We start from the raw sequence: 25,017 nt of genomic DNA, 5'->3' as shown, positions 1-25,017 counted from the left end.
AGTCCGCAGCTTTGTCCAATAATTCAGGAAGTATCAAACTATGTGGCTCCCGAACTCTGGTCAAGTGGCAGTTTTTGGGTCTTGACGGCAGTGGGCACCCTCCATATATTGATGATATTCGAACATTCGATGCATCGTGTCGAGAGTGCTCGAATAGGTGTCACTTCCACACGCCGCGCTCGATAAACCCCCGACAATGCGAATGCGCTACTGGCCTAGGCCCCACAGCGGAGACGAAGAGATCTCTGTCGCAACAGTTTTTCAGGGGCTTTCGCGGCGGCAAGTGACAGGCGCTCGATGGCCGTACCGGCGAAGCCCGGACGGGTAGGCATTTAGGAGGAGACTCGGTGGAGTTCGAACTAACCCCGGATCAGCAACTGTTCCGCGGGACGACAAAGGATTTCCTGGAAAAGGAATCATCGCTGGAGAAGGTTCGTGAGCTGGCCGAAAACGACAAAGGCTTCGACCGTGACTGGTGGCAGCGGGGTGCCGATCTCGGCTGGATGTCGATGTTGGTGAGTGAGAAGTCCGGAGGCGACAGCATTTCGGGCGCTGGTCTGCTCGACATGGCGATCGTCGCGGAGGAGATGGGCCGCCTTGTATCGCCCGGGCCACTCGTTGTGGCAAACGTCGTGGCTGCCGCACTGTCGGAATCAGGCAACGTATCGGCACACGAGAAGATAATCGAACAGTTGATGTCGGGGGAGGTGGTCGCTACGTATGCCATGTGCGAGATCGACCGAGGCTGGGATCCCGCTGGTACTCAGCTGGTAGCCGTTTCGGACGGCGACGAAGTCGTGTTGACCGGTGTCAAAGATCGGGTCGAGTCTGCCGAGCAATCGGAGTACATGCTCGTGACTGCGCGTCGCGACGACGGACTTGCCCAGTATCTCGTGCCTGCCGACCTGCCAGGATTGACGATCACCCCTCTGACGGGTATCGATCTGGTTCGCCGGTACTCGCAGGTCAGCTTCGATGGCGTGCGGATTCCCACCTCGGCGCTGGTCTTTTCGGGTGATGAGACCGATCAGGCAATCGAAAGACAACTGCAAATCGCGGTTGTGCTTCAGTGCGCTGAACTGGTTGGCGTCATCGATCGCGTGCTCGAAGATACTCTTCAGTGGATGTTCGACCGGTATTCGTTCGGTCGTCCGCTCGCCTCGTATCAGGCGCTCAAGCATCGTGTCGCCGATATGAAGATGTGGCTCGAGGCTTCGCACGGTACTACTGCGGCCGCGGCGCGAGCGGTAGAAAACCGATCACCTGAGGCTGCCGAACTGGTGAGCATCGCGAAGTCCTACATCGGGCAGGTGGCAACCGACATCATTCAGGACTGCGTCCAGCTGCATGGCGGGATTGGAATTACCTGGGAACACGACATCCATCTATACCTGCGTCGCGCGACGGTGAATCGCGTCAGCTGGGGCACACCATCCGAGCATCGTGAGCGTCTTGCCACGATCATCGGCGTTTGACACAAGGGGAGAATTTCTAATGGGATCACCGACTGAGATTGACGCTATCGAGGATGTGGAGTCCTTCCGATCGCGAGCCAGGACATGGATCGTCGCCAACCTACCTCTGGCAAAGCCGGTTACCGGCGACGAGCAGGAGAGCGAAGACTACGACGAAGCCGCGTGGGAACGTGCGCGCGAGCTGCAGAAGTTGTTGTACAGCGGTGGTTTTGCGGGTTTGTGCTATCCGAAGGAATACGGTGGCCAGGGGCTCACTCCGGAGCACCAGAATGCCTTCAACGAAGAGGTCGTCGGCTACGAGATGCCGCGGTTGCTCAACTCGCCGACGTTGAGCATTTGTGGCCCGACCATCCTCGATATGGGTACTGAAGAGCAGAAGAAAAAGCACTTGCCGGCGATGATCCGTGGAGAGGTAGCGCTGGTGCAGTTTCTCTCCGAGCCCAGTTGTGGATCTGACCTCGCCGGGGTGGCCACACGCGCTACTCGTGACGGTGACGTCTTTATTCTCAATGGTTCGAAGATCTGGAGTTCGTGGGCCTATGCCGCGGATTACGCACTCTGCCTGACTCGTACGGACTGGGATGCCCCTAAGCATCGAGGCTTGACGATGTTCCTCCTCAAGGTGCACCAGCCTGGCATCGAGATCCGTCGCATCAGGCAGGTGAACGGAAATGAGGAGTTCTGTCAGGAATTCTTCGAAAATGTCGAGATTCCTGTCGAGAACGTGGTTGGCGAAATCAACGGCGGTTGGGCCGTGGCATCGCGTCAGATGTTCCATGAGCGCAACTCCGTGGGCGGTGGCTCGCAGTACGTAAGCGGAGAGCAGGTAGGGCCGAAGCGGCGTCCGCCAACCGAAGGAATGATCGATATCGCTCGCCGAACGGGTCGCGCGGAGGACCGTCACGTGCGGGAGCTGATCGCAGAGGCGCATGCGATGGCCAAGGTGCAGCAGCATCTGGTCGAGCGCGTTGTCGCGGGCATGCGAACCGAGAACCTGCCGGCGTCGTCCGCTTCGATCATTCGTTTGTTCCACGGTATGGGGCACCTTCGCGAAACCGAGATCGCATTCGAGATCGGTGGCTCGCACGGGATCGTTTCCCCGGTGGGCACAATCGGTGACCGCGCGATCGGCGAAACGTTCATCACGCGACAGGCAGCCTGTATGGGTGGCGGCACCACCGAGATCGCCCGCAATATCATCGCGGAGCGAGTACTCGGGATGCCGCGTGAGTACTCGGCCGACCGGGATCTCCCGTACAAGGATGTCCGTCGCGGTCGCTGAGGGTGCAGACATCACGGGCATTTCGGGCTTCCCAGACCGAACGGCACGACCATCGCCGGTACTAACCTTGTCGGCGAACTCTTGTAAAACGTTAGCCCCCAGTGGATCTGCCAATTTCTCATCGATATTGGGCAAGTTTCCCAGAGCGACTCTGTTCAGCCGGACACAGTCGGCCAATTTTTGACCCATGAGGAGTGAACATGAGCAATCAAACCATCGACCCGACAGCGGACGCTGAGAAGTTCATCGATGCCTACAACAGCGGAGATCTTGGCCGCCTCGAAGCAGTGTTCGGTGAGGATGCTGAGCTGACCCACCACAATCGAGGGGGGACGTTGGCGGGACGACCGGCGATCATGGCGATGTTTGAGGCGTCCGGGCAGATGATGCCGGGCAAGACCTTCGTAGACCGCCAATCACTGGACGTCCTCGGTCCCGACCGGGTCGTCGTTCGTCACACCTGGACAGTCACCCCGACAGTGGACGTTCCCGGCATGGCTGCTGCGGGCGAAAAAATCAGCCTCGATTTGGCCACATTTCTGACTTTCCGTGACGGTGTGGTCGTGGACTACCACGACTTCGGATGATCTGTTCGGTTCAGGGCTCGGCGCATGGCGTCCCGGCCCTGAACCGGATTTCCGTAGAAGATGGACTGGCAATGCCGTACGATCGAATAGCCTTGCAGCGCAGAAATTCCCGTAGAATTTGCCGTGGATGCACTTCCAGGACGGCAAACCCGATCACATCAACGCCGATGTGTTCCCCGACGGCCTCGAATCCATATCTCTGGTACTGAGTGGGCACTTCGAATCATCAATACCGAGATATCCGGTCGCCACCGGATGAACTCGAGATCGTTCCGTAGCCGCCAAATCAGCGCTGTAAGGGGCCCTCTTCAATACTGTCCCCCTGCAGATCTCGAGACTTTTCGTGGCTCGACAGGAAAAGGATAAGCAGAAAATGGATGGATCACCGGTGCCGACTACTTCGTCTGAGTCCCGTAGAAAGCCGTACTTGCTTGTTCTCATGGCGATGGTTGCCGCAGAGTCGACCGGCGCGTTCGAGGCAGGCATGCTTATCGCAGTAGTGCCGAAATTGATCGCTGACTTCAACGTCACGACAGCTGATATCGGATGGGCGTTTACCGGATTCTATTTGATGGTCGGAGCTTCCGCCGCGATCGGGGGCAGGCTTGGCGACCTCTTCGGTCGTAAGAAGGTTCTGATTATCGTCCTGCTGCTGTCCATTGTCGGCTCGGTCGTGAGCGTCGCCGTAGGAACCTTCGCGGCAGTGGTTGTCGGTCGCACACTTCAAGGAGTTTCTGGTGCGGTGCTTCCGCTCGTCCTCGGGATAGCGCGTGAGGCTGTCCTCCCGAGGCGTGTGCCGGTGACTCTTTCAGTTGTTGCCGGCGTTCAGACTTTGGCCGGCGCGGCTGGCTTTTATGTCTCTGGTCTACTGATCGAGCACGTCGGTTGGCAAGCGATCTTCATCGTGGCGGCGGCACTAGCCGCTTTCGCTGCCCTGATGTGCGCTGTCGGTATAGAACGTTCACCCGTTACCCGAGTAAGCGGAGAACGGATCGACTTCGTCGGCGGTGCCCTCTTTGTTCCTGCTCTTGCCCTAATTCTTTACGGCGCAACGTCTTCGCAGACCAAAGGGTGGGGGAACGTGACTGTGCTCGGCGGTATCGGACTCGGCGTCGTCATCGGAATCATCTGGGTCCTGTGGGAATTGCGCGTCGAGAACCCGCTGCTGAACCTTCGTCTACTTGCCAAGTCGCAGTACGCGCTGACTCTCGGCATCTTCGCGTTCGTCACATTCGGAGCGCTGGGTGGAATGCAATTGCTGCAACCGATTCTGTTTCAGGGGCCCACCTCTGCGCCGGTGGGTCTTGGGCTCACACCGTCTCAGTTCGGCCAAATAGCGCTTGTGCTTTCCATCGTAGGTTTCCTATTCACTCCACTGTCCGGCTGGCTCGCCCGGATATCGGGGGCGCGGACGCCCATCGGTATCGGAATTGTGATCCAGTTGGTAACACTGCCAGGCTTTTATTTCCTACGAGAAGACTTGCCAGTGATGATCGCGCTGTTGATTCTCGGCGGTGTCGGTGTCACCTTCATCCTGTCGGCGATTCCCAACTTGCTCGCAGAATTCCTTCCACAGGAGAACATGGGTGAAGGGATGGGTGTCGTCGTCGTCGTTGGAGCCATTTGCAAGAGCGTGGGCATCTCGGCGTTCGCAGTCGTGTTGTCGAGCGCGGTCGTTCCTGGCACACAGTTTCCACAAGTCAGCGCCTACGGCATTGCGATCGGTCTTGCGATCACTGGAATCATCATCTCGATGATCCTTGCCTTCCTGATACCTCGCCGCGCACCCACGCAGCGCACTTTCGCTACCGGCGACGGCGTCGGGACAAGTGCCCTGACCTCCGAATAGCTCGAATGTTGTTACACAACAGCGGTAATGAGGAAATTCTGAATCCAGTTTCCAGGATTACGAGGGCGTCGGGTCGCTCGACACTGTCCGCGCAACCACGCACGAAGTCCCACCAGCACTCACACCTTCCGGAGGAATCGAAAATGGCAACGGAATCTGCGACACCCCTGGAGCTTCTCGCCCACCGAGTTACCGAGTCATGCTCAACGCCGGACACGCATGGTCTCCCTCTCCGCGGTGGCATCTTCAATACAACAAAGGATTTGGTCTTCTCGGGCACTGTGCACGGCGTCGTGATCTACGGCGACCAGCGTGGTCGTCAGCTTGGTTTCCCTACCGCCAACGTACCGGTGGACGATCAGCAAGCTGTACCCGCGGATGGTGTTTACGCCGGCTGGTTGCGTCGGACGGATACTCGGGACATCTACCCTGCTGCGATCAGCGTCGGCACAAATCCGACATTCGAAGGCGTACGCGATCGGCGTATCGAAAGTTACGTGCTGGACCGCACCGATCTCGAATTGTACGGCGTCGCGGTTGAGATCGCCTTTGTTGCACATGTGCGTGATGTGAAGTCTTTCGACTCGATAGATGGCTTGATAGCGCAAATGGGTCGCGATGTCGAGACGATACGCAAGATTTTGGTCGGTGCTGACTACGTCACGCAGGACGCTTGACCGCAGGTAGGGAATCGGGAAACGCTACGTCGAAAAGGTAGCAGCCGAGAAGGATTCGGCGAATCCGTTCGGCTGTGTGATTCTGGCGCGTCGTAGTGCCATGCCATAAACAGGAGAGAGTCATCATGAGTAACGCTAAGGGTCGGATCGCCTTCATTCAGGCCACCTGGCACCACAACATTGTCGAACGTGCACGTAAAGGCTTTCTTGACGAGGTGACGACGCTGGGATACGGCAAGGAACGTGTGGAGTTCTTCGAGGTGCCGGGAGCGTTCGAGATTCCATTGCACGCCCAGCGGTTGGCTCGTAGTGGCCGATACGACGCGGTCGTGGCCGCGGCCTTGGTAGTGGACGGCGGCATCTATCGGCACGAATTCGTTTCGACTGCTGTCATTGACGGGCTGATGCGAGTTCAACTCGATACCGGTGTGCCGGTTTTTTCAATCGTGTTGACTCCGCACCACTTTCATGAGCACAACGACCACACCACGTACTTTACGGAGCACTTCGAGAAGAAGGGGGCCGAGGCGGCCAAAGCCTGCACCGCCACCCTTACGTCCTTGCGGTCTCTTCCCAGCTTGTAGGTGTTCACAGAAAACGCTCGACTGGGATGCCCCAGTCGAGCGTCAGTGCGATGTACTGAAACCAAGCAAACCTATCGTCGATGTTGTAAGAGCCTCTCGAATTCGCCGTTTCGGGTTCAATCGGGGTTGATCTCAGGTGATGGGTGCGAGTTCTGCAAAGACAAGGGGACGGTTACAGGCTCGCGTGGAAAGTGCTTCGTCACAGTCTATTCGAGCGATTCCACAAAGGGCGGATTGTGCTGGGCCATCTAGATCGAAGAACGTGAACTGAGGTCTACTGCTGTCGAGCAAAGATGGCATCGCCGCGGACAGTGGCATCAGCTCCGCCGTCGAGGAAGATAACTTGCCCGGTGACATGTGAGTTCTCTTCGCTGGCAAGCCAAGCCACCAGCTTTGCCGGGACGTGGGCGTCTGCTGGACCATTGAGGGGCATCGGAACCATGTCGAGAAGCGATTGACGACTGTCCTCATTCTCGAGGATTGAGAACGTCATCGGTGTTCGAATGATGCCGGGTGCCACACCGTTGAGGGGAATGCCGTTTCCTGCCCAATCGGGTGTGATGGACTCGCGTCGAAGCCACTGAGACAGAGCACGTTTCGAGGAAGGGTAGAGCAGATCAGTCCTTCCCGACGCGGTGATTCGTTCGGTTTCTGCTGCTGCTTTGCGTTCGTCTCCTTCGAGGTAGGCCGCGAGAAGACGGTCGTCGATCTCATTGAGTGCCGCGAACGAGGTGACGGCGACGGCTCGCGGCGCGGATGAACCTGCAAGGAGGGGGCGAAGTCCGTTCAGGGTAGCGATTGCCCCGAAGTAGTTGACATTCGGCGGGCCGCCGGCAATCGCAAGGATGGCGTCAAGGCCGTCTGGGGCTAGCTCAGCCACCAAATCTGGGAGTGCGTTGCGGTCCGTGGGGTCGGACAAATCTATGTTGATGTCAGCGTCACGAAGATCGATCCCGATGATTCGGTGGCCTGACTCGACGAGAAGATCGGCGGTCGCCTTGCCGATTCCTGATGCTGCACCGGTGATCGCGTAGGTCCTGCTACTCATGCGTTTTGCTCCGTTCGATGGACTGGTGATAGGTGATGGGTGTGGGGGTCTGGGGCGGGCAAGCGAAAGCCCTTCGGGGCGTTCAGAGTTTCGGCGTTCTTGTGCTGGCCCAGGTAGATGTTTGCCATTGATGAGAGCAGATCGAGGGGGCTCTGCACTTCCCTGTGGTAGCGGCACATGGCTCGCTTCGGGGTGCTGTTCGAATGCGGAGGATAATTCGTGATGTGATCCTGTCAACCGAGGGTCAATCGGGTCTTCTTCACGTATAACTGGTAGGGGAGGTATCCCGGTGTTACCCGCTGACGCCTCCTTGACTCTCGGTGACACGACGACAAACCTACAGTTGTCCGTTAACGAAAACAATCGTACAGTTGTTCGTTAGTTCCACTCATACGTTTCTCGGAGACCGGCCGAATCCTGAACAGGACAGAAGATGGTATCGATGGACATGATCGATCCGGAACTCGCTGCGGTAGTCGTAGCGATGACCGAGGAAGTGATGGCTAACGGCATCCCGACGCTCCCCGAGCGCGGCGATGCACTCGGCCTTCGAGAGTTGCTCGACCTCGGAATGGCCGGGATACTCTCACCTCCGTCGACTAGCGTCTTTGTGAGTTCGCATCTTGCCTCGACTCCCGATGGCAAGGAGCTTGAATTACGCTGGTATTTCATCGATTCCGCCAGATCGACTAGTTGTCCTGCGGTCGTGTACTTGCATGGCGGAGGGATGATCGGCGGCAAACTCGACTATTATGACGGGCTCGCGAGGCACTACGTACAGGAATCGACTGTCCCTATGCTGCTCGTGGGCTACCGGCTAGCTCCGGAGCGAACGGGAACCGGTTTGGCAGAAGATGGGTTCAGCGCCCTTCAGTGGCTTCTCGAGCATGCTGATGACCTTGGGGTAGACGGTACTCGCGTGGCTGTGATGGGCGACAGCGGTGGTGGGGGCGTGGCCGCCGGAACTGCGATCCTTGCGCGCGATCGAGGAGTGCGACTGGCGAAACAGATCCTCATCTATCCGATGCTCGATGACCGCACTATCGAGCCGGATCCGGGGTTGGAAGACGTGGTCGCGTGGACTTATGACAACAACTGGACCTGCTGGAAAGCTTTGTTGGGGGATGCTTTCGGAAGCGATGCGGTTTCCCCGGTTGCCGCGCCTGCTCGTCTCGCGGATTTCTCGGGGCTTCCTGCCTCGTACATCGAGGTGGGCGAACTCGACATCTTCAGGGATGAGTGCATCGCCTACGCGCAAAGTCTGCACAAGGCGGGAGTCTCTTGCGAACTGCACGTTCTCCCCGGAGTCCTGCACGGGTATGACCGTATGAGTTTCGAGATCGGGGTGTCCCGGCGAATGCTTGCTGATCGTTGCAGAGTTATCGGCAGCTTGTGAGACGGGCGTCGCCGTGGGCTTCTTTGTCACAAAATGAGTGGTCGAAAACCTGTGTACCAGATGGGGTATGGTCGAGAGTAATGCGCAGTCTGCGTGGAGTCGATGAGGGCATGGCATCCTGTGGTCGATCGGAATTGTACTCCGGGGCTTGTTCTTTCGGTATTCAATTGTGCCTGATAGTTGCTAACTCGATTCGTGTCATCGGTCGGGAGTTCGCTGCTAAGTCCGGGAGAGCTTCTACCAATTTTCCATCCGACCAAAGAAGCGATTGTGGTCCGCTACGGTGGTCATCTCACCCGAATTCCCTTGCCGGACGCACCGCTGTCTCACGGGAGACGCGCAGAAACACCAGCGCTGATTTCGAGGGTTGTTCCGGAGACGTGCCGGGCCTGATCTGAGGCGAGGTACAAGACTGCCGCGGTAACGTCGGATGTATCACTCCAGGGCACTCGCATGGGATTGAGGCCGGCGTATCGACTGGCCACCTGTTCTTTGGTCGGGTTGTCGATGTCAGGTGCGAACAGGGAGTACATCGCCTGGTTGTGAACCATATCCGTGGAGACGGTTCCCGGGCATACGGTGTTCGCGGTAATTCCGCTCCCCGCCGTCTCGAGTGCCAGGGTTTTCGTCAGCCCGATCACTCCCCACTTGGCGGCGGAGTAGTGCCCGAGATTTGGTGTGCCCGCTCTACCTCCCATCGATGCGACGGTGATGATGCGGCCGAAACCTTGCTCGATCATCGGGGGTGCAGCGGCCCGAAGGGTATTGAATACTCCGGTGAGGTTGATGTCGATCATAGTGGACCATTGTGCGTCGGTCAGGTCGGTGATCTTCCCGAAACTCACAACGCCCGCGTTCGCGATGCAGATGTCCAGCCGCCCGAATTCTGCGATACTTCTGCTGACAGCAGCTCGCATGCCGGTGCTGTCGCGGGTATCAACTTCGATTGTGATGCAACGAGATCCGGCTTCTTCGACTAGAAATTTCGTTTCGTTCAAGTCTTCCGTTCGGGCGAGTGGGTACGGGATCGTCTCCACGTCCGAGCAGCAGTCGAGCGCGATGATCGTCGCGCCGCCTTCGGCAAGGGCAAGGGCATGAGCGCGTCCTTGTCCTCGTGCCGCGCCGGTGATGAGCGCAACTTTCCCTTCGAATTGGGGCATGTGCACTCCATTCTCAAATTTTGTAGTAGCGGCGGGCATTCTCGGAGTAGAACGACTGAAGTTCCTGGTCCGATGATTCGCCGATAATCGAGCGCAGTGATTCGATGAGCTGGCCGTAGGAACCGGCGATTGTTTCGATCGGCATGTTCGATCCGAAAGCGACTCGTTCCCAACCGAATACCTCGATCGTGCCTTCGACCCATGGTCGGAGTGCCGACGCTGAAATGTCGGCGGTCACCATCCCTAGCCCGGAGATCTTGCACAGTGCGTTGGTCCGCTCAGCGCAGGCGCGTATCGCCACTTCCCAGTGGTCTCGATCAGCGTTCGTGGTCGATGAAGGCCAACCGCAGTGTTCCAAGACCACCACCACGTCTGGGTACCTCTCGAGAGTTTTCAGCCACGCCGACATGCCCGAAGGCTGCGTACCCAAGTCGAATACATAGTTCCGGTCGTTGAGCCACTGCAACACAGTGTGTGCCGCAGTGCTGTCGGGGTGGAAGTCGTAGAGCACACGTACTCCGCGGAATCGGTCACTGCGGGCCTGATGCTCGAGGTCGGCAATGATCTCGGACTCCGGCAGCGCGGGGTCGATGGTGCCGATCGTCACCATGTTCAGTGATGCGCGATCAGCGAGTTCTTCGACCCACGATTGCTCATCGAGGTATGTGCGGGCTGCCGTGGTGGCGGACACGTGCACGAAAGCGTCCACCTTGAACTCTCCGGCCGCATCGAGATAGTTGGCAGGCAGAAAGTCGCTGTACAACTCGGGTAGTTCAAGCTGACCAGCCATACGTTGTAGCGCCGGGTACCACGCGTTGTCGGTGACAGACCATAGATGCACATGCGCATCGACTACGTCATACGTCAATTGCTGGGTTCCTGTTCACGAAGGGGGGTAGGCACTCGACGTGAGCGCTCGGTGGGCGCGGGTCGTCGGTAAGCCTTTGGGCACCACAATTCTCAGCCCATTCTGACGAGATAACCAACGCTTAATCCGACTGGATCTAGCATGTGAGCATGCTAGATGTCAGCGTGCGCGATCTCGAGTACATTGCTGCGTTGGAGGCGGAACGCAACTTCACCCGGGCAGCGGAGCGAGTGCACATCGCGCAGCCCGCTTTCAGCCAAGCGATTCTGCGAATCGAACGCCGCGTCGGCGTGAAACTGTTCGATCGGACCAGTCGTACGGTCGCTCCTACGCCGGCCGGGACCCTGCTGGCCACGCGCGCACGCCACATACTTGTCGACATCGCGGACGCCATTGACGCCACCCGCCGAATCAGCGCCGCTAATCCGGCAGTGTACGTGCACGTCTCTGAGCCCTCGCTCACTGTCCCGCGCCGAGCGCTCTCGGCCCTCCGCCGATCATGCCCGGACCATGCCATCAACCAGACAACCCTGCCGCACAATCAGGTTCGTGACCGACTTGTCAGCGGATCCCTCACCCTCGCAATAGGCGAGGCTATTCACGGACCGGGATTGCAAACCCGGTTGCTCACCAATGAACCCGTGATCGTGGTGATGTCCGAGGATCACCCACTGGCGGCATTCGACGCCGTGGATCGCGCAGAGCTCGTCCAGTACCCGATCGTGTCTATCGACAGCGCCCTCAGTCGCTGGAACAGCTTCGTCGAGAGCATTCTGGTGATGACCGGTGTAGCACCAAAATGGAGTCGCACCACCACGTTCGGCGCCGCCACCGGTGCAGACCTCGTCGACGACTCCGAGACAGTCCTGATCTGCGTGGAGTCCATGGGTCATCAACCCCCGGGACGAACGTGGCGACCGATCTTGCCGGCATGCGTGACGGAGTGGTACGTGACCTGGCGAACCGATCTCGGTACACGTCAGATCATCGATGCCCTAGCAGCAGAGTTTCCCAACAGTTGAATGGAGGACTGTCTGATGCCACTGCTGCCGATGAATCGAATCTGCTGACCCGGGCGGGCTTGGCCGAGTCGGTCGATGTCGGCGTCGGCCACAACACCGACAACGGGATATCCGCCGGTGATGGGGTGATCGGCCAGGAAGATCACGGGTTGGCCGCTGGGCGGCACTTGGATCGAACCGAGCGCAACGCCTTCGGTGGGCAATTCGAGTCCGTCTGCCCGCTGCAGGAGTTCATGATTGCCGACGCGGTCGAGTCGGGCACCGATGCGGTCGGAGTCGGTCGACACTGCCCATCGTCCCTGCGTCAGGGTTTCCGGATTGGCAAAACGATCCGCGCGCGGCCCGAAGATCACCCGAATGTCGAGTGTTCCGTTTGTAACCGGCTGAACAGGTGCCACGTCCAGGAGCGGAAATGCGACTGGAGTGGGCCCGACCTCAAGCACGTCGTTGGGTTTGAGGGGCGCCGGACCGATTCCGGAAAGTGTGTCGGTACTGCGTGATCCGAGAATCTTGGGCACCGCGATTCCGCCCCGGATGGTCAGGTACGTCCGTAGGCCGGTGGGCGCGTACTCCAAGCGGACTACCTGACCGGGGTCCGCGACGACGACGCTCGAATGTCCGACGGGGATGCCGTCGAGGTACGCCTGTGCGGGGGCTCCGGTGAAGGCCAGGGTGATCTGCTCTTGCGCGCGAAGACTCAGGCCACCCATCAGAATTTCCACTCCGGCAGCGTCTTCGGAGTTGCCGACAAGTCGATTGCCGAGTCGCAAGGATCGTCGGTCGGCAGCACCGGACACGCCGACGCCGGAGCGCAGATGACCGGTTCGACCGAGGTCCTGAACCAAGCTCAGCGGACCGGTTTCGAGTATCTCCACCCCGGTCATCGCTTGTCCTCGTTCACGAATCGCACCCGACGCCCGGGCTGTACGGCGGCAGGCGGTGTTGCGTCCAAGTCCCACATCACGGCGTCGGTGCTGCCGATGATCTGCCAGCCGCCCGGGGAAGCTCGCGGGTATACCGCGCTGTATCCACCGGCCAGGGCAACGGCGCCGGCGGGCACCGCGGTGCGTGATTGGGCTCGACGCGGGACGTCGAGCCGAGCGTCGCCGGACGTCAGGTAGGCAAATCCCGGCGCAAATCCGATGAAGGCGCAGCGCCACTCCGCTGAGGTGTGAGCTGAAATGACCTCGGCGCGGCTCATTTTCAGGATCCTTGCTACGTCGTCGAGGTCGGGTCCGTCGTAGCGGACATTGACGGTGAAGGGAGTATCGTCGCCGCGCTCGTCCGGGATTGCCTCGGACATCGTGCGTGCCAGTTCGTTCAGTTCATGGAGCACCGCAGTGACATTTGCCGTGGGCATGCAGATCACGAGAACCGTGCGTGCGGCGGGCAGGAAATCCTCCACTCCAGCCGGAGTGTTGCGCGTGAGCGCATGGGTGAATGCCAGAACGTCGGCCTCGGTGTCGAGGTCCACCAGGAGCCCGTGTTCACCGGCCGGGAGGATAGTCGGGCGACTCATGTGAACGACTCCACCCGAATGCGGGAGTTGATCAGGCCGGCCTTGATGGCATTGGCCATGGCAACGGCGCCAGGCGAATCGCCGTGAACACAAATGCTTTTCACCGACATCGGGATGGCGATCCCGTCGGAGGTGAGAACAGTTCCGCTGCTGGCCAAGTCGATCGCCTGCGCCGTCGCGGCGTTCGGATCGGAGATGACCGCACCAGGTTCACTGCGCGGGGTCAGCGTCCCGAACCGGGTGTACGTGCGATCGGCGAATCCCTCGGCGACAAAGTCGACGCCGTGTGCTTCCGCAGCTTTCTGCAGATGAGACTGTGGTGGTCCCAGCAGCGCAAGGCGATTCGAGAATTCGGTCATGGCGGTCACGATAGCGTCGGCGAGTTCGGGACTCTTCGATGCGGAGTGGTAGAGCGCGCCGTGGGGCTTGACGTAGGTGACAGAAGACCCCGCGGAGTGAGCGAATCCTGCCAGTGCGCCGACCTGGTAGAGAGTTTCGTCCAACAGATCACCTGGTGTGATGTCGATGTGCCGTCGGCCGAATCCGACCAGATCCCGAAAACCGATGTGCGCTCCGATGGATACCGAATGTTCGACCGCCATCTCGCAGGTCCGTCGCATGGTGGCCGCATCGCCGGCATGGAATCCGCACGCGATATTGGCGCTCGTCACGATGTCGAGGAGCGCCGCGTCGTCGCCCATACGCCAGTCTCCGAAGCTTTCTCCGAGATCACAATTGAGGTCGATGTTCATGCCAGATCCAGGGTGTAATCGCTGTCCGGGGCGTCTGTGACCAGCATATGCCCGGGAGCATGAGTGATGGCGAACGGGAGTTTCGACGCCATGACCGCAGCTTGCGGAGTGACGCCGCAGGCCCAGAACATCGGTACGTCGCCCGGTTGGAGTTCCACAGCGTCGCCGAAGTCGGGACGGCTCAGGTCGGAGATGCCGAGTTTGGCTGGATCGCCGATGTGGATGGGTGCACCGTGAACCGCGGGCATGCGCGCGGTGATGGAGCGGGCCTGTTCGACCTGGTCTGCGGGGACGGGCCGCATCGAGACTACTGTCGGCCCGCTGACCCGTCCGGCGGGTCGGCATTCGCGATTTGTGATGTACATCGGGACGTTTCGGTTCTGCTCGACGTGGCGAAGAGGAATCCCAGCGGCCGTCAGAGGGTGTTCGAAGGTGAAGCTGCAGCCGATGTGAAATGCCACCAGATCGTCGCGCCAGTATTGCGTCGCATCCGGAATCTCAGCAGTCAGTTCGCCGTCGACCCACACGCGGTAGAGCGGAAAATCCGTCCTGATGTCTGCTCCGGGAGCGAGGATCGTCGTGAACTCCCCGGCGTCGGTGACGTCGAGTACCGGGCAGGGCTTGGGGTTCCGCTGCGCGAAGAGCAGAACGTCGTATGCCCAGTCCTTAGGGACCGCAATGAGATTGGTCTGGGCGAAGCCCGGTGCGATTCCGGACGTGGGGAACACGTCTCCGGCTCTGAATCCCGCGCGAGCCGAGCGTGGATCCGGGTTGGTGCGATTCTCGATCATGGTGAAGTCCAATCCTCATTCCTGAAAAGGCGCCGATCAGTTCAAAACACCGATCAGTTGAGTTGGCGTCCCAGGGTTTCGGGGAGTCCGAAGAGTGCCAGGACAGCGATGCCGTAGCCGATGGCGCCGAAGATCATGGCGCCGCCGATACCGAGACTGCTGGCTGCGAGGAAACCGACGATGGCGGGGAACACCGCACCGACTGCGCGACCGAAGTTGTAGGTGAAGCCCTGACCGGTACCGCGGTGCGCGGTGGGGTAGAGCTCCGAGAGGAACGAACCGAATCCGCTGAAGATCGCCGACGTGCAGAAGCCCAGCGGGAATCCGAGAATCATGATGAGGGTGTTGGCGCCGTCGGGAACCTGTGTGTAGAGCACCATGAACACGGCAGACAAGGTGGCGAACAGCTGCATGGTCCGCTTACGGCCGAGCTTGTCGGTGAGGATGCCGCCGCTGACGTAGCCGAGGAATGCGCCACTGATGAGGATCGCGAGATAGCCGCCGGTGCCCACGACGTCGAGGCCGCGTGAGTTCTTCAGGTAAGTCGGAAGCCACGACGCGAGTGTGTAGTAACCGCCCTGGACCCCGGTGGCGAGAAGTGAAGCAAACAGCGTGGTCTTGAGCATCGGGCCGCGGAAGATGGCGAGGAAAGAACCCTTGTCGGCCTTCTTCTCACGCTTCTCGGTGATTTCTTCCGGGTCCTTGAGGTTGCGGCGCACCCAGATGATGAGGAAGGCGGGGATGACTCCGGTCCAGAACAGAACGCGCCACGCGATGTCGGGATCGAAGAGTTGGAAGACGATCGTGTAGATGATGACCGACAAACCCCAGCCCACCGCCCAGGCGCTCTGGACGAAGGCGACCGCTCGGCCGCGGTACTCGGGCTTTGCGTATTCGGCCACCAGAATTGCGCCGGCAGCCCATTCGCCGCCGAAGCCGAGACCCTGGAACGCGCGGAAGATGAGTAGCGTCTCGAAGTTGGGTGCAAATCCGCACAGGACCGTGAAGATCGTGTAGGTCGCTACCGTCACCTGCAGGGTGCGGACACGTCCGATGCGGTCGACCAGGATGCCGGCGAGAACACCGCCGAGCGCGGAAACCACCAACGTGACGGTGGTCAGCAGACCGGCCTGTCCCGTCGTGATCGAGAAGTATGCGGCAATCGCGGCCAACCCGAGCGGGAGAACCTGGAAGTCGTAGGAGTCGAGACCGTAGCCGCCGAAAGCGCCGACGAATGCCTTCTTGCCCTTCGGTCCAAGCGTGCGGAACCAGTCGAACGGGCGCGGAGGGGCACCTGCGGTTTGAATCGGAGCGGTCATCGGTACCTCGCGTGAAGATGGAATGTCAGGACTCCCAACGTACAAAATCGTTCAACGATCCTGCAATCCCATGAAGGGATAATTAATGTGCTGGAAACTTTTGGGGGCAGCCGTAGGCCGTCCGGACGCCCCGCTCTCACTATGATGAGGGCAGCAACAAACCACTAGGAGTGCACTTGACCAGCCTGAATCCTCCGAAAGAGGATGCTAACGCCGCGTTGGCCGCCCATCGAGGGCTCCTCGAGCGCACCAGTCGAACAGCGCGGGTCGCCGGGATTCTGCGCGAGCTGATCATCGACGGAAGCTTTCGTCCGGGCGCACGACTGTCCGAGCCCGACATCTGCGCGGCGTTGGATGTCTCCCGAAATACCGTGCGCGAGGCGTTCCAGATCCTCATCGAAGACCGGTTGGTTTCACACGAACTCAACCGTGGCGTATTCGTTCGAGTCCCGTCGGCTGAGGACATCGCCGAGTTGTACATCTGCCGTCGGGTGGTCGAGTCGGCGGGAGTACGAGACTTCGATCCGGAAACAGGCAATCTCGGTGACGTCGCCGCCGCACTCGAGCTCGCAGAAGAACGTCTGGCCGCCGATGACTGGACCGGAGTCGGAACGGCCGACATCCATTTCCATCGCGCTATCGCTGGTTTGAGTAACAGCAGCAGAATCGACGAACTGATGGGCGGGGTGTGGAACGAACTGCGACTGGTCTTTCACGTCATGGACGACGCACACCGATTCCACTCGCCGTATCTCGCCCGGAATCACGAGATACACAGCGCGTTGAAAGCCGGTGACAATGCGACGGCGGTCGAATTGCTGCAGCGGTATCTGTACGACGCACGCGATCAGATCCTGGCCGACTATCCGGCCGCCGTCGAAAAGTTGTCAGGTCGAACGTAAAGCTCCTATTTCTTGGACACGCGGATCAGCTTCTTGTTGGCAAATTCGTCCATACCCCAAGGGCCGAGCTCACGTCCCACTCCGGACCGCTTGACTCCGCCGAAGGGAAGGCCGGGCAGGGTGGTGCCGTGTTCGTTGACGAAGGCCATTCCGACGTCGAGATCGGCGGCGACCGCACGAGCAGCGTCCAGGTCGGTACTCCAGACGGATCCGCTCAACCCGTACACCGACGAATTGGCAAGGTCAACGGCATCTTTCGCTGACTTCACCTTGTACACCACGCCCGCCGGCCCGAAGAGTTCTTCGCTGTAGGCGCGCATGTCCGGGGTGACATCGGTGAGCAATGTCGGTTGGACGTAGGCGCCGGGTCGGTCGATCTTCGCTCCACCGGTCAGAAGCGTTGCGCCCTTGTCGACGGCATCTTTGACCTGCTCGAGCAATGTATCTGCTGCGGTTTGGGACGACAGCGGACCGAGGACCGTATCCGCTTCCAGTGGATCGCCGGCCGTGACGGACTGGAACGATGAGGTCAGTTTCCGAGTGAAATCGTCGTAGAAGTCCTCGACGACGATGAATCGTTTGGCGGCGTTGCACGCCTGACCAGCGTTGGACAATCGTGCTTTGGCTGCCGCCTTGACTGTGGCGTCCATGTCGTCGGAGTCGAGGACGATGAACACATCCGAACCACCGAGCTCGAGTACCACCTTCTTGAGGTTGCGCCCCGCCGTTTCCGCAACACTGGTCCCGGCGCGTTCGCTGCCGGTCAACGAGACACCTTGCACACGGGGGTCAGCGATCATGTCGGCGATCTGCTCGTTGCTCGCAAAAACGTTTACGTATGCATCCTCTGGCAGGCCTGCCTGCTGCAGAATCTCCTCCATCAGCAGCGCCGACTGAGGGCAGTTGGACGCGTGCTTCAAGATGACGGTGTTTCCGAGCATGAGATTGGGCGCCGCAAACCGGGCGACCTGATAGTAGGGATAGTTCCAGGGCATGACGCCGACGAGCGCCCCGATCGGGCGTCGGTACACCACAGACTCTTCGGCACCGGGAACATCGAGTCGTTTTTCTGCGAGCAACGCCGGTCCGTGATCGGCGTACCACTGGTAGATCGCCGCGGACAGTTGTACCTCGCCCTTGGCTTCGCGAACGGGCTTGCCCATTTCCAGGGCGATCATGCGTGCCAGTTCGTCGGCACGTTCGTTGTACAGTTCGGCGGTTCTGGTCAGTATCTGCGCGCGTTGCGTCGGCGCGCTCTTTCGCCAGTTCAGATAGCCGTTATGAGCCTTTTCCAGTGCGGCTTCCACTCCGGCGTCATCCAAAGTATCGAATTCCCTGACGGTTTCACCTGTCGCGGGATTGACTGTTTTGTAGTTGGCCATAGTTGTTCAACGCGCGAGGGCCCTCGAGGATTCCGAGATATCCACATCGAAAGTGAATCCGTCCAACGGGTTTCAGGGAAACGTGACTGGGTATGCACGGCCGTTTGTCCGAAATCGGCATCGAGCGGGATCGGGTGCAGCGACGTATGGACGCTCGGGCGAGTAGCGATCGGTAGGGTATTGCCCCGGCGCCCTTGCCGAGCCCGACGATTTCGGAGTGACCGTTGACGAACGTGCTGATAGTTGTACTGATACTTGTTGTGATCGCGGCAGTGGCCTTCGTGGTTCTGCGTGGTCGTAAGAGCGCTCCGGTGGGGCGTGTAGACCCGCTTGCGGACTATCCGGAGGTATACGACCCCCACAAGATCGGTGTCGGAGACATCGTCACCTACGCGGGGATCGATCACGTGGTTCGCGGGACCATCACCCTCGACGAAGAGGGGTACATCTGGCGCGAGCACCTTCTCGACGGTTCGACCGGCCGCCGCTGGCTGACCGTCGAAGATGACGAGGGTGAACTCGAGATGACGCTGTGGATGCGGCGTGAGGGCACCAACCTCGAGCCGAGTGGCGACGTCATTCTCGACGACAAGGTGCACCGCAGGATCGAAAGCGGAACCGCACGATTCACAGCCGAGGGCACGACAGGAACCGCGCCGTCGGGCGTGATGGACTACGCCGACTATGCAACTGCTGACAAAACCGGGCTCATTGCATTCGAGAAGTGGGCGCGCGGCCAGTCGTGGGAGGTTTCCACCGGCCGCGCAGTCACCCGTGCAGAGTTGACCGTCATACATTCCGGCCCTCCGCAGTGAGTGTGCATCTCCTCGACGTGGAGCCCACCGACGTGGATGCGTCTGCGCTCGGCCTTGTGGTGGACGCACCTGCGCCACCGGCCTTGGCCCAGCTTGTTATCGAAACAGTCGACGGTGCTTTGACTTTGGGAGTGCTGGGGGCATCGCATGTGGTGACGGCACGCTCGGGTGGTGAGACCTTGACCGAGCAGGTGTCCTGCGATGCGGTCACAGCTGGTGGCGATCCACTGCCGGGTGCTGAAGTTCTGGGACCGTATCGTTTCGAATCTTCCACGCAGACTCTCGATCGAACCGAGTTCGTTGCCGAGGCTGCCCGCCTGAAAGTGCAGGCAGCGGCAGATGGTTGGATTTGCGGTTCGTTTCCCGGAGACGACACCGCTGTCACGGTGTTGTTCGGCAGCAGCCTGGGGCATGGATGGGCTTGGCAGAGTTGGCATTTGTACCCAGGGGAGGGGACCGGAGTGATTGTGAAGACCAGAAGTAGGTGGCATCCGTGATCGGCAGGAAATGGGTTGTTCCCGTCATGATCGCCATGGCATGTGTGCTGTCGTCGTGCGGCAACGCGGTCAAGGACTTCATTGCGGACAATTATTCCAAGAGTTCGCAAACCGGCGACGTCGCTGTGTATTCGTCGAAAGATCCTGTCGGTACGACGGTGTCGCGGATCGTCGATGCGGAAGAACCTGCGGCCCGCAGCGCCGACGGCGGCAACGAGTACCTGCGTTACGACGACGACATCGTTACCGTCAGCGCAGCAGCAGGGGGAAGCACCATCAAGGTCGAAGACATCAACGGCACATACCGCAGCGGCGGATATGCCTATCTGGGACCAGGATTCAATCCGGGATCACCGGCCGGTGGCGGCAGCGGCAGCGGTGGATCGGGAAGTGCGAAATGACCACATCAAGTGACAATCGGACCAAACTCAGGAGAGCTTCGTGAACGCCAACCTTGCTGCTGAAACTGTGGAAATCGGCACTGTTGACCCAGCTCTGCTGGTCGGTGGTGTTCTGGGGACGCTGGCGTACTTCGTAGTCGGAGTTGCAGTTCTGGCCACCGGATTTCTGGTTCTCGATCTTATGACGCCGGGCAATCTCCGCCACCAGGTGTACGTCGACAAGAATCCGAATGCGGCAATTCTTCTGGGTGCCAACCATCTGGCGCTTGCCATTATCGTCGTGACCGCCATTCTCACCAGTTCCGACGGATTTGCCCAGGGACTTGCGGATTCAGCCGTGTACGGTCTGTTCGCAATTGTTCTCCAGGCCATTGCGCTGCGACTGATGAATGCATTCCTGCCGGGTAAGTTGGTTGCGCTGGTACAGGATCCGAAGATGTGCGGTGCGGCCTGGGCGGTGGGCGTGACCCTGCTGTCCATCGGCTTGGTGAACGCCGCTGCTCTCACCTGATGACTGTCACCGATTCACACGCTGTGCTCACTGCTCGGGCGCGGGTGCTGCTCCTTGCCGCCGTCGCTGCCTGCGCTGCCTGCGGACTGATCTACGAGTTGGCACTGCTCACTCTGTCGGTCAGTCTCACCGGCGGCGGAATCACACAGACGTCACTGATTGTCGCCGGATTCGTTGCGGCGCTCGGTATCGGTGCCCTCGCCGCCAAACCGTTGTTGGGGCACGCGGCTATTTCCTTTGTCACAGTGGAGATTCTGCTCGGCATCATCGGGGGATTCAGCGCGGTCACGCTCTACGTCACCTTCACGTTCTTTGGTTCCAGCGGGGCAGTTCTTGTTGCTGCCACGGCACTGATCGGCATTCTCGTGGGTGCGGAAGTGCCACTGCTGATGACGTTGCTGCAATCCGGACGCACCGACAACGACGCACAAAGTGCCGGAAAAGTGCTCGCCAATCTGAATGCAGCGGACTACTTGGGCGCGCTGATCGGCGGGTTGCTCTGGCCGTTTGTCTTGTTGCCGTGGGTCGGGATGATCCGGGGCGCAGCAATTACCGGCATGATCAACCTCGTCGCTGCGGCAGTCGTTGCCTTGATTCTGCTGCGGTGGCAGCTCAGCTTGCGCGCCCGACTGATTGCCGTCGTGGCAATGTTGTTGGCCGCGAGCCTGATCGGATGGTTGTTGATCGCCGCTTCCGACATCGAAACCACGGCCCGTCAGCGCTTGTACACCGACCCTGTGGTCGCGGCATCGCGATCGCAGTATCAAGAAATTGTTGTCACGGAACGTAAGAACGACGTCCGGCTCTTCCTCGACGGAGATCTCCAATTCTCGAGCGTCGACGAGCACCGCTACACGGAGTCTCTGGTGTATCCGGCGCTCTCGAACAATCCGCAACGGGTACTGATCTTGGGCGGCGGAGACGGACTTGCGGCACGGGAAGTGTTGCGGATGCCCAGCGTTCAGGAAATTGTGCAGGTGGAGCTCGATCCTGCCGTCATCGAACTGGCGAACACCCGACTGCGATCGTTGAACGGCGGCGCACTCGAAGACTCACGCGTACACGTTGTGCTCGATGATGCTTTTCGGTGGTTGCGCGAGGCGCCTCAACCCGGATTCGACTCGGTGATCGTCGATCTGCCCGATCCTGATACCCCGGCATTGGGCAGGCTCTATTCGATGGAGTTCTACGGTTTGGCCGCGGCAGCGCTCAATCCGGGCGGATTGATGGTCGTCCAGTCGGGCAGTCCCTATTCGACGCCCGATGCCTATTGGCGAACAGTGTCTACGGTATCCGCAGTTGGTTTGGGGGTCTCCCCGTACCACGTGTTCGTTCCCAGTTTTGGTGACTGGGGATACGTACTTGCTCAGTCCGGGGGAGTGCCACCGGAATTGCGTCTGCCTGAAAGCGCTCCGGAATTACGCTTCCTCGACGGACCTACTTTGGCGTCGGCTTCCGTCTTCCCGCGGGACCGTCCGCGCCGCGACATGGAACCGTCGACGCTCGACCAGCCTCGGATAGTAGATGATATGCGCAAGGGCTATGAGCGCTAACTAACCGAGAGGACCCACGTGCTTGATGCGCTAGGTCAATCATTGCCCGTTGCAGTCGGCTTGGCGATTGTGTCCGTGCCGATGGCAGTTGTGGTTCTCATGCTGGTCACTGCAGACGCACGACGCTCGGTTGCAGCCTTCATTCTCGGCTGGGTCGTGGGCATCGGAGCTGTGGTGGCACTGACTATCGCTTTTGTCGACACCGCCGTACCCGAATCCGAGACCACGCGGTGGGCAAGTGTCGTCCGGATAGTGCTGGGGTTAGCCTTGTTCGCGCTCGCATTCAGACAATGGCGATCCCGGCCACGGGGCGACGCAGAAGCCACTCAGCCGAAGTGGATGTCGAGTGTCAGTTCGCTCAGCCCGCTGAAATCCCTGGGGATCGCGTTGCTCTCAGCGGCCAATCCCAAGAATGCTGCACTGGCCGTCGCGGGAGGCGCGGCCATAGCCGCCGGAACCTACGTTGTGGCTGAGCAAGCCATCGCCGCTGTTGTGTTCACGATTGTTGCGAGCGCCGCAGTCGCCGCACCGGTTGTGGTCAACCTCGTATTCGGCGAGCGTGCCGCGTCGATGCTTGACTCGGCAAAATCGTGGATGGCCGCCAACAACGCCGTCATGATGATGGTGATCCTGGCTCTGCTCGGCGCGATGGTGTTGGGTGAAGGGGTCAGTGGACTCGGCTAGTCGAGGCAGATTGGCGAGCCTGCGCGCTCGCCTACTATTGGGTGGTGAACGAAGTCGACGACAATGCCCTCGCTACTGCTGCGATGACCGCTCTGCGTGAGCGCGGTCCGCTCAGTCTCGAAGAATGGGCGCAGTGTGTCAGTGAGTTCGGCTCGCCGTCCGACATTGCCGAAGTGCTCGAGTACCTTGATGATCCGATGATCGGGTACCTCCCCGGCGGCAAGTATGTCGCTCTGGACGAGCTGCTCGAAGGGTTGGTGTTCACGCACAGGCTCAGCGAAATCGAGATCGCGTCGGAGGTGCTCGAGGCGACGCCTGACCTCGAACCGGTGTTGCGTTTCGCGTCGAGTATCGACGGCGAAGTTCGGGTTGTCGAGGCAGAGTTCGAACAAGACTTGTTGCGAGAGCGCGGAATCGACGCTGCTTTCAGTCGCCGTGTTGTTGCCTTGCCCCGCGGGACTTTGGCCAACTTCGCAGCTGGTGATCTGATCGCGATTGCCATCGAAGACGGTGAACTGACGGTGTGGCAGGCGGATGTCGAAGACGAGCCGGATCTGGCGCCGGCACTCGAGAAGATATTCGCCGAAAACGGTGTGGAAGCGCTCGAGGCGGTGGGTTGGCAACTTGCTGTCGACGACTCGTCGTTGTTCACTGTTCCCAGCACTCCGTTGGGCGAGATGTTTGCCGCGGCAGGATACGAGCATCAACGAGAACTCCTTGCACGCAATGGATTCGACTTCGCTGCTTACGCAGTTCAGATTCAGACCGCAGAGATTGCGTCGACCTACGATCTCACGCACGACGAAGCCGTAGCTGTTGTAGCTTTTGTCGACCTGGCTCAGCGCGGATATGTCGACGCCGAGATCGAGAATCTCGACCTTCGTGACTGGGCACGTCGACATGTCGGTGTTGTTCCTGATTCGTTTGCCGCCCTTGCGGATGCGGGCGCAGCTGTGGCGGCGTTCGATCTGGGATTCCGGAACCAGGACCCCACCGCAGACATGATCCTCGAAGCGCTTGGCGGCGAGCTGGCCGAACGCGGTCCGAAGGCCGTCAAGCCGGCGGCACACTGGTTGGCAGGTAAGGCGGCTGATCGTCTCGGACGCGTTCTCGACGCGGAAGCGCACTACGAGAAGGCATTGGAATGGGAAGCTGACTGGGGTCCGGCACTTTTCGAATTGGCTCAGTTCGCCGCAGACCGGAGCGACGCGACCCGAGCACTGTCTTTGCTGGGCAGGATCGACGGTGGATCCGAGGAAACCCTGTACGAAGTACTGCAGGAGTTCATTCCGGTAGAGCATCCCGAGCTGGGACGAAACGACAAGTGCTGGTGTGGATCCGGCCGAAAATACAAGGTTTGCCATCTGGGGAAGGTCGACGAGTCGGTTCGAGAAGACGGCCGCTGGCTCTACAGGAAGGCGTGCATGTTCGCGTTTTCCTCCGAATTTGCCGACATGGTGGTTCAGTTCGACGATCTTGTCGCCGCCGGCAGCGATGACGACGATCGGAGTATCTTCGACGGGCCGGCCTTGGACATCGCGCTGTTCGAGGGTGGAATCTTCGCGCAGTTCGTCACCCGCCGCGGAAATTTACTCACCGAACATGAGGTGGCGACGGCACGTCAATGGCTCGATGTCGAGCGTTCCGTGTTCGAGGTGACCGAGATGAACACGCTGCTGGATCGCCGGACCGGCGACACCGTGACTGTCAGTGGTGCCGCCGATCTCGAGCCCGGTGATCTGGTGTGTGCTCGCGTTCTGCCTGCAGGTTCGAGCGCCCAGGTTGTCGGCAGCGTCATCGTGTCTTCCGAGTTGCAGGCCGCCAATGTGCTCCAGGTTCTAGGGCGGGATCATCACGATGTCGCCGAGCTGATCAGAGTGCTGAGCTGAGGGCGTCGACGCTGGTCGATGCGGAATACTCGTGCCGGGGCCTACCGGATAAAG

25 protein-coding genes are annotated in these 25,017 nt (G+C 59.9%); 16 read left to right on the top strand and 9 right to left on the bottom strand.

The features are described from left to right. The first annotated feature begins 347 nt into the window (after positions 1-347). The 6 genes from EEB13_RS10570 to EEB13_RS10545 all read left to right on the top strand — a co-directional run bounded on the left by EEB13_RS10570 (position 348) and on the right by EEB13_RS10545 (position 6,454). A complete protein-coding gene (locus EEB13_RS10570) occupies positions 348-1,475 on the top strand; it encodes an acyl-CoA dehydrogenase family protein (protein WP_141485189.1) in 1,128 nt (375 codons plus the stop codon). Positions 1,476-1,494: 19 nt separating this feature from the next. Continuing rightward, positions 1,495-2,757 (top strand): acyl-CoA dehydrogenase family protein, encoded by a 1,263-nt coding sequence (locus tag EEB13_RS10565; RefSeq protein WP_095887207.1) that lies wholly within the window; start codon positions 1,495-1,497, stop codon positions 2,755-2,757. A gap of 200 nt (positions 2,758-2,957) precedes the next feature. Next, positions 2,958-3,344 (top strand): nuclear transport factor 2 family protein, encoded by a 387-nt coding sequence (locus EEB13_RS10560; protein ID WP_095887206.1) that lies wholly within the window; start codon positions 2,958-2,960, stop codon positions 3,342-3,344. A gap of 373 nt (positions 3,345-3,717) precedes the next feature. Then, a complete protein-coding gene (locus EEB13_RS10555; protein ID WP_141485188.1) occupies positions 3,718-5,193 on the top strand; it encodes an MFS transporter in 1,476 nt (491 codons plus the stop codon). A gap of 143 nt (positions 5,194-5,336) precedes the next feature. Further along, positions 5,337-5,870: a riboflavin kinase gene (locus EEB13_RS10550; RefSeq protein WP_261984492.1), complete on the top strand. Its 534-nt coding sequence runs from the start codon at positions 5,337-5,339 to the stop codon at positions 5,868-5,870. A gap of 125 nt (positions 5,871-5,995) precedes the next feature. Next, positions 5,996-6,454: a 6,7-dimethyl-8-ribityllumazine synthase gene (locus tag EEB13_RS10545; RefSeq protein ID WP_141485186.1), complete on the top strand. Its 459-nt coding sequence runs from the start codon at positions 5,996-5,998 to the stop codon at positions 6,452-6,454. Between the two features lie 274 nt (positions 6,455-6,728). On the opposite strand, the gene EEB13_RS10540 is transcribed toward EEB13_RS10545, so the two are convergent. Then, on the bottom strand, positions 6,729-7,502 hold the full coding sequence (locus tag EEB13_RS10540; protein WP_095887202.1) for an SDR family oxidoreductase: 774 nt from the start codon (positions 7,500-7,502) through the stop codon (positions 6,729-6,731). A gap of 442 nt (positions 7,503-7,944) precedes the next feature. On the opposite strand from EEB13_RS10540, the gene EEB13_RS10535 reads away from it, so the two are divergent. Next, positions 7,945-8,898 carry an alpha/beta hydrolase gene (locus tag EEB13_RS10535; RefSeq protein WP_095888022.1) on the top strand — a complete coding sequence of 318 codons (954 nt, stop codon included), beginning with the start codon at positions 7,945-7,947 and terminating at the stop codon, positions 8,896-8,898. A gap of 326 nt (positions 8,899-9,224) precedes the next feature. On the opposite strand, the gene EEB13_RS10530 is transcribed toward EEB13_RS10535, so the two are convergent. Together EEB13_RS10530 and EEB13_RS10525 are read right to left on the bottom strand one after the other, a co-directional pair. Beyond that, entirely contained in the window at positions 9,225-10,058 is an 834-nt protein-coding gene (locus EEB13_RS10530; protein ID WP_141485185.1) for a mycofactocin-coupled SDR family oxidoreductase, read from the bottom strand. 13 nt (positions 10,059-10,071) lie between these two features. After that, entirely contained in the window at positions 10,072-10,926 is an 855-nt protein-coding gene (locus EEB13_RS10525; RefSeq protein ID WP_141485184.1) for an amidohydrolase family protein, read from the bottom strand. Between the two features lie 149 nt (positions 10,927-11,075). Between EEB13_RS10525 and EEB13_RS10520 the strand changes: the two genes are divergently transcribed. After that, complete coding sequence (locus tag EEB13_RS10520) at positions 11,076-11,948, top strand: LysR family transcriptional regulator (protein WP_141485183.1); 873 nt, start codon at positions 11,076-11,078, stop codon at positions 11,946-11,948. Here the strand turns inward: EEB13_RS10520 and EEB13_RS10515 are convergent. Genes EEB13_RS10515 through EEB13_RS10495 form a run of 5 tightly spaced genes read right to left on the bottom strand, consistent with a single transcriptional unit; the run spans position 11,906 to position 16,329 of the window. After that, complete coding sequence (locus tag EEB13_RS10515; protein WP_141485182.1) at positions 11,906-12,832, bottom strand: biotin-dependent carboxyltransferase family protein; 927 nt, start codon at positions 12,830-12,832, stop codon at positions 11,906-11,908. The two genes, EEB13_RS10520 and EEB13_RS10515, sit on opposite strands and share 43 nt — an antisense overlap. Beyond that, positions 12,829-13,467: a 5-oxoprolinase subunit B family protein gene (locus EEB13_RS10510; protein ID WP_141485181.1), complete on the bottom strand. Its 639-nt coding sequence runs from the start codon at positions 13,465-13,467 to the stop codon at positions 12,829-12,831. Before EEB13_RS10510 ends, EEB13_RS10515 begins: the two co-directional genes overlap by 4 nt. Beyond that, positions 13,464-14,219 (bottom strand): LamB/YcsF family protein, encoded by a 756-nt coding sequence (locus EEB13_RS10505; protein ID WP_045065051.1) that lies wholly within the window; start codon positions 14,217-14,219, stop codon positions 13,464-13,466. Before EEB13_RS10505 ends, EEB13_RS10510 begins: the two co-directional genes overlap by 4 nt. Continuing rightward, positions 14,216-15,010 carry a putative hydro-lyase gene (locus EEB13_RS10500; RefSeq protein ID WP_141485180.1) on the bottom strand — a complete coding sequence of 265 codons (795 nt, stop codon included), beginning with the start codon at positions 15,008-15,010 and terminating at the stop codon, positions 14,216-14,218. The genes EEB13_RS10505 and EEB13_RS10500 overlap by 4 nt, the downstream gene beginning before the upstream one ends. Before the next feature lie 53 nt (positions 15,011-15,063). Continuing rightward, a complete protein-coding gene (locus EEB13_RS10495; RefSeq protein WP_033233390.1) occupies positions 15,064-16,329 on the bottom strand; it encodes an MFS transporter in 1,266 nt (421 codons plus the stop codon). A gap of 170 nt (positions 16,330-16,499) precedes the next feature. Between EEB13_RS10495 and EEB13_RS10490 the strand changes: the two genes are divergently transcribed. Continuing rightward, a complete protein-coding gene (locus EEB13_RS10490) occupies positions 16,500-17,231 on the top strand; it encodes a GntR family transcriptional regulator (protein WP_045065048.1) in 732 nt (243 codons plus the stop codon). A gap of 5 nt (positions 17,232-17,236) precedes the next feature. Here EEB13_RS10490 and EEB13_RS10485 read toward each other — a convergent pair whose 3' ends face one another. Then, on the bottom strand, positions 17,237-18,613 hold the full coding sequence (locus EEB13_RS10485; RefSeq protein WP_141485179.1) for an NAD-dependent succinate-semialdehyde dehydrogenase: 1,377 nt from the start codon (positions 18,611-18,613) through the stop codon (positions 17,237-17,239). 224 nt (positions 18,614-18,837) lie between these two features. On the opposite strand from EEB13_RS10485, the gene EEB13_RS10480 reads away from it, so the two are divergent. The 7 genes from EEB13_RS10480 to EEB13_RS10450 are packed head-to-tail and all read left to right on the top strand — an operon-like array spanning position 18,838 to position 24,963. After that, positions 18,838-19,428, top strand: a complete 591-nt coding sequence (locus EEB13_RS10480) for a DUF4178 domain-containing protein (protein WP_033233388.1) — start codon at positions 18,838-18,840, stop codon at positions 19,426-19,428. Then, positions 19,425-19,925, top strand: coding sequence for a DUF2617 family protein (locus EEB13_RS10475; RefSeq protein ID WP_033233387.1), 501 nt, complete (start codon positions 19,425-19,427; stop codon positions 19,923-19,925). The genes EEB13_RS10480 and EEB13_RS10475 overlap by 4 nt, the downstream gene beginning before the upstream one ends. 35 nt (positions 19,926-19,960) lie before the next feature. Beyond that, positions 19,961-20,326: a DUF4247 domain-containing protein gene (locus EEB13_RS10470; protein ID WP_371851334.1), complete on the top strand. Its 366-nt coding sequence runs from the start codon at positions 19,961-19,963 to the stop codon at positions 20,324-20,326. A 40-nt stretch (positions 20,327-20,366) separates the two neighbouring features. Next, positions 20,367-20,837, top strand: coding sequence for a DUF350 domain-containing protein (locus EEB13_RS10465; protein ID WP_033233385.1), 471 nt, complete (start codon positions 20,367-20,369; stop codon positions 20,835-20,837). Beyond that, positions 20,837-22,390, top strand: a complete 1,554-nt coding sequence (locus EEB13_RS10460; protein ID WP_045065045.1) for a polyamine aminopropyltransferase — start codon at positions 20,837-20,839, stop codon at positions 22,388-22,390. Before EEB13_RS10465 ends, EEB13_RS10460 begins: the two co-directional genes overlap by 1 nt. Before the next feature lie 18 nt (positions 22,391-22,408). After that, complete coding sequence (locus EEB13_RS10455; protein WP_045065041.1) at positions 22,409-23,074, top strand: GAP family protein; 666 nt, start codon at positions 22,409-22,411, stop codon at positions 23,072-23,074. Positions 23,075-23,118: 44 nt separating this feature from the next. Continuing rightward, positions 23,119-24,963 carry an SEC-C metal-binding domain-containing protein gene (locus tag EEB13_RS10450; RefSeq protein ID WP_084702657.1) on the top strand — a complete coding sequence of 615 codons (1,845 nt, stop codon included), beginning with the start codon at positions 23,119-23,121 and terminating at the stop codon, positions 24,961-24,963. The last annotated feature ends 54 nt before the right edge of the window (positions 24,964-25,017 follow it).

This window comes from Rhodococcus sp. WS3 (assembly GCF_003797085.1).
Lineage (GTDB): Bacteria > Actinomycetota > Actinomycetes > Mycobacteriales > Mycobacteriaceae > Rhodococcus_F > Rhodococcus_F globerula.
The sequence above is the reverse complement of the archived record's forward strand: the minus strand, read 5'-3'. Positions and strand labels throughout refer to the sequence as shown.

What these genes read in the sequence shown, in the direction of transcription:
- EEB13_RS10565 (WP_095887207.1), top strand. Translation starts at nt 1,495, where the DNA reads ATGGGATCACCGACTGAGATTGACGCTATCGAGGATGTGGAGTCCTTC.
- EEB13_RS10560 (WP_095887206.1), top strand. Translation starts at nt 2,958, where the DNA reads ATGAGCAATCAAACCATCGACCCGACAGCGGACGCTGAGAAGTTCATC.
- EEB13_RS10555 (WP_141485188.1), top strand. Translation starts at nt 3,718, where the DNA reads ATGGATGGATCACCGGTGCCGACTACTTCGTCTGAGTCCCGTAGAAAG.
- EEB13_RS10550 (WP_261984492.1), top strand. Translation starts at nt 5,337, where the DNA reads ATGGCAACGGAATCTGCGACACCCCTGGAGCTTCTCGCCCACCGAGTT.
- EEB13_RS10545 (WP_141485186.1), top strand. Translation starts at nt 5,996, where the DNA reads ATGAGTAACGCTAAGGGTCGGATCGCCTTCATTCAGGCCACCTGGCAC.
- EEB13_RS10540 (WP_095887202.1), bottom strand. Translation starts at nt 7,502, where the DNA reads ATGAGTAGCAGGACCTACGCGATCACCGGTGCAGCATCAGGAATCGGC.
- EEB13_RS10535 (WP_095888022.1), top strand. Translation starts at nt 7,945, where the DNA reads ATGGACATGATCGATCCGGAACTCGCTGCGGTAGTCGTAGCGATGACC.
- EEB13_RS10530 (WP_141485185.1), bottom strand. Translation starts at nt 10,058, where the DNA reads ATGCCCCAATTCGAAGGGAAAGTTGCGCTCATCACCGGCGCGGCACGA.
- EEB13_RS10520 (WP_141485183.1), top strand. Translation starts at nt 11,076, where the DNA reads ATGCTAGATGTCAGCGTGCGCGATCTCGAGTACATTGCTGCGTTGGAG.
- EEB13_RS10515 (WP_141485182.1), bottom strand. Translation starts at nt 12,832, where the DNA reads ATGACCGGGGTGGAGATACTCGAAACCGGTCCGCTGAGCTTGGTTCAG.
- EEB13_RS10510 (WP_141485181.1), bottom strand. Translation starts at nt 13,467, where the DNA reads ATGAGTCGCCCGACTATCCTCCCGGCCGGTGAACACGGGCTCCTGGTG.
- EEB13_RS10505 (WP_045065051.1), bottom strand. Translation starts at nt 14,219, where the DNA reads ATGAACATCGACCTCAATTGTGATCTCGGAGAAAGCTTCGGAGACTGG.
- EEB13_RS10500 (WP_141485180.1), bottom strand. Translation starts at nt 15,010, where the DNA reads ATGATCGAGAATCGCACCAACCCGGATCCACGCTCGGCTCGCGCGGGA.
- EEB13_RS10495 (WP_033233390.1), bottom strand. Translation starts at nt 16,329, where the DNA reads ATGACCGCTCCGATTCAAACCGCAGGTGCCCCTCCGCGCCCGTTCGAC.
- EEB13_RS10485 (WP_141485179.1), bottom strand. Translation starts at nt 18,613, where the DNA reads ATGGCCAACTACAAAACAGTCAATCCCGCGACAGGTGAAACCGTCAGG.
- EEB13_RS10470 (WP_371851334.1), top strand. Translation starts at nt 19,961, where the DNA reads ATGGCATGTGTGCTGTCGTCGTGCGGCAACGCGGTCAAGGACTTCATT.
- EEB13_RS10460 (WP_045065045.1), top strand. Translation starts at nt 20,837, where the DNA reads ATGACTGTCACCGATTCACACGCTGTGCTCACTGCTCGGGCGCGGGTG.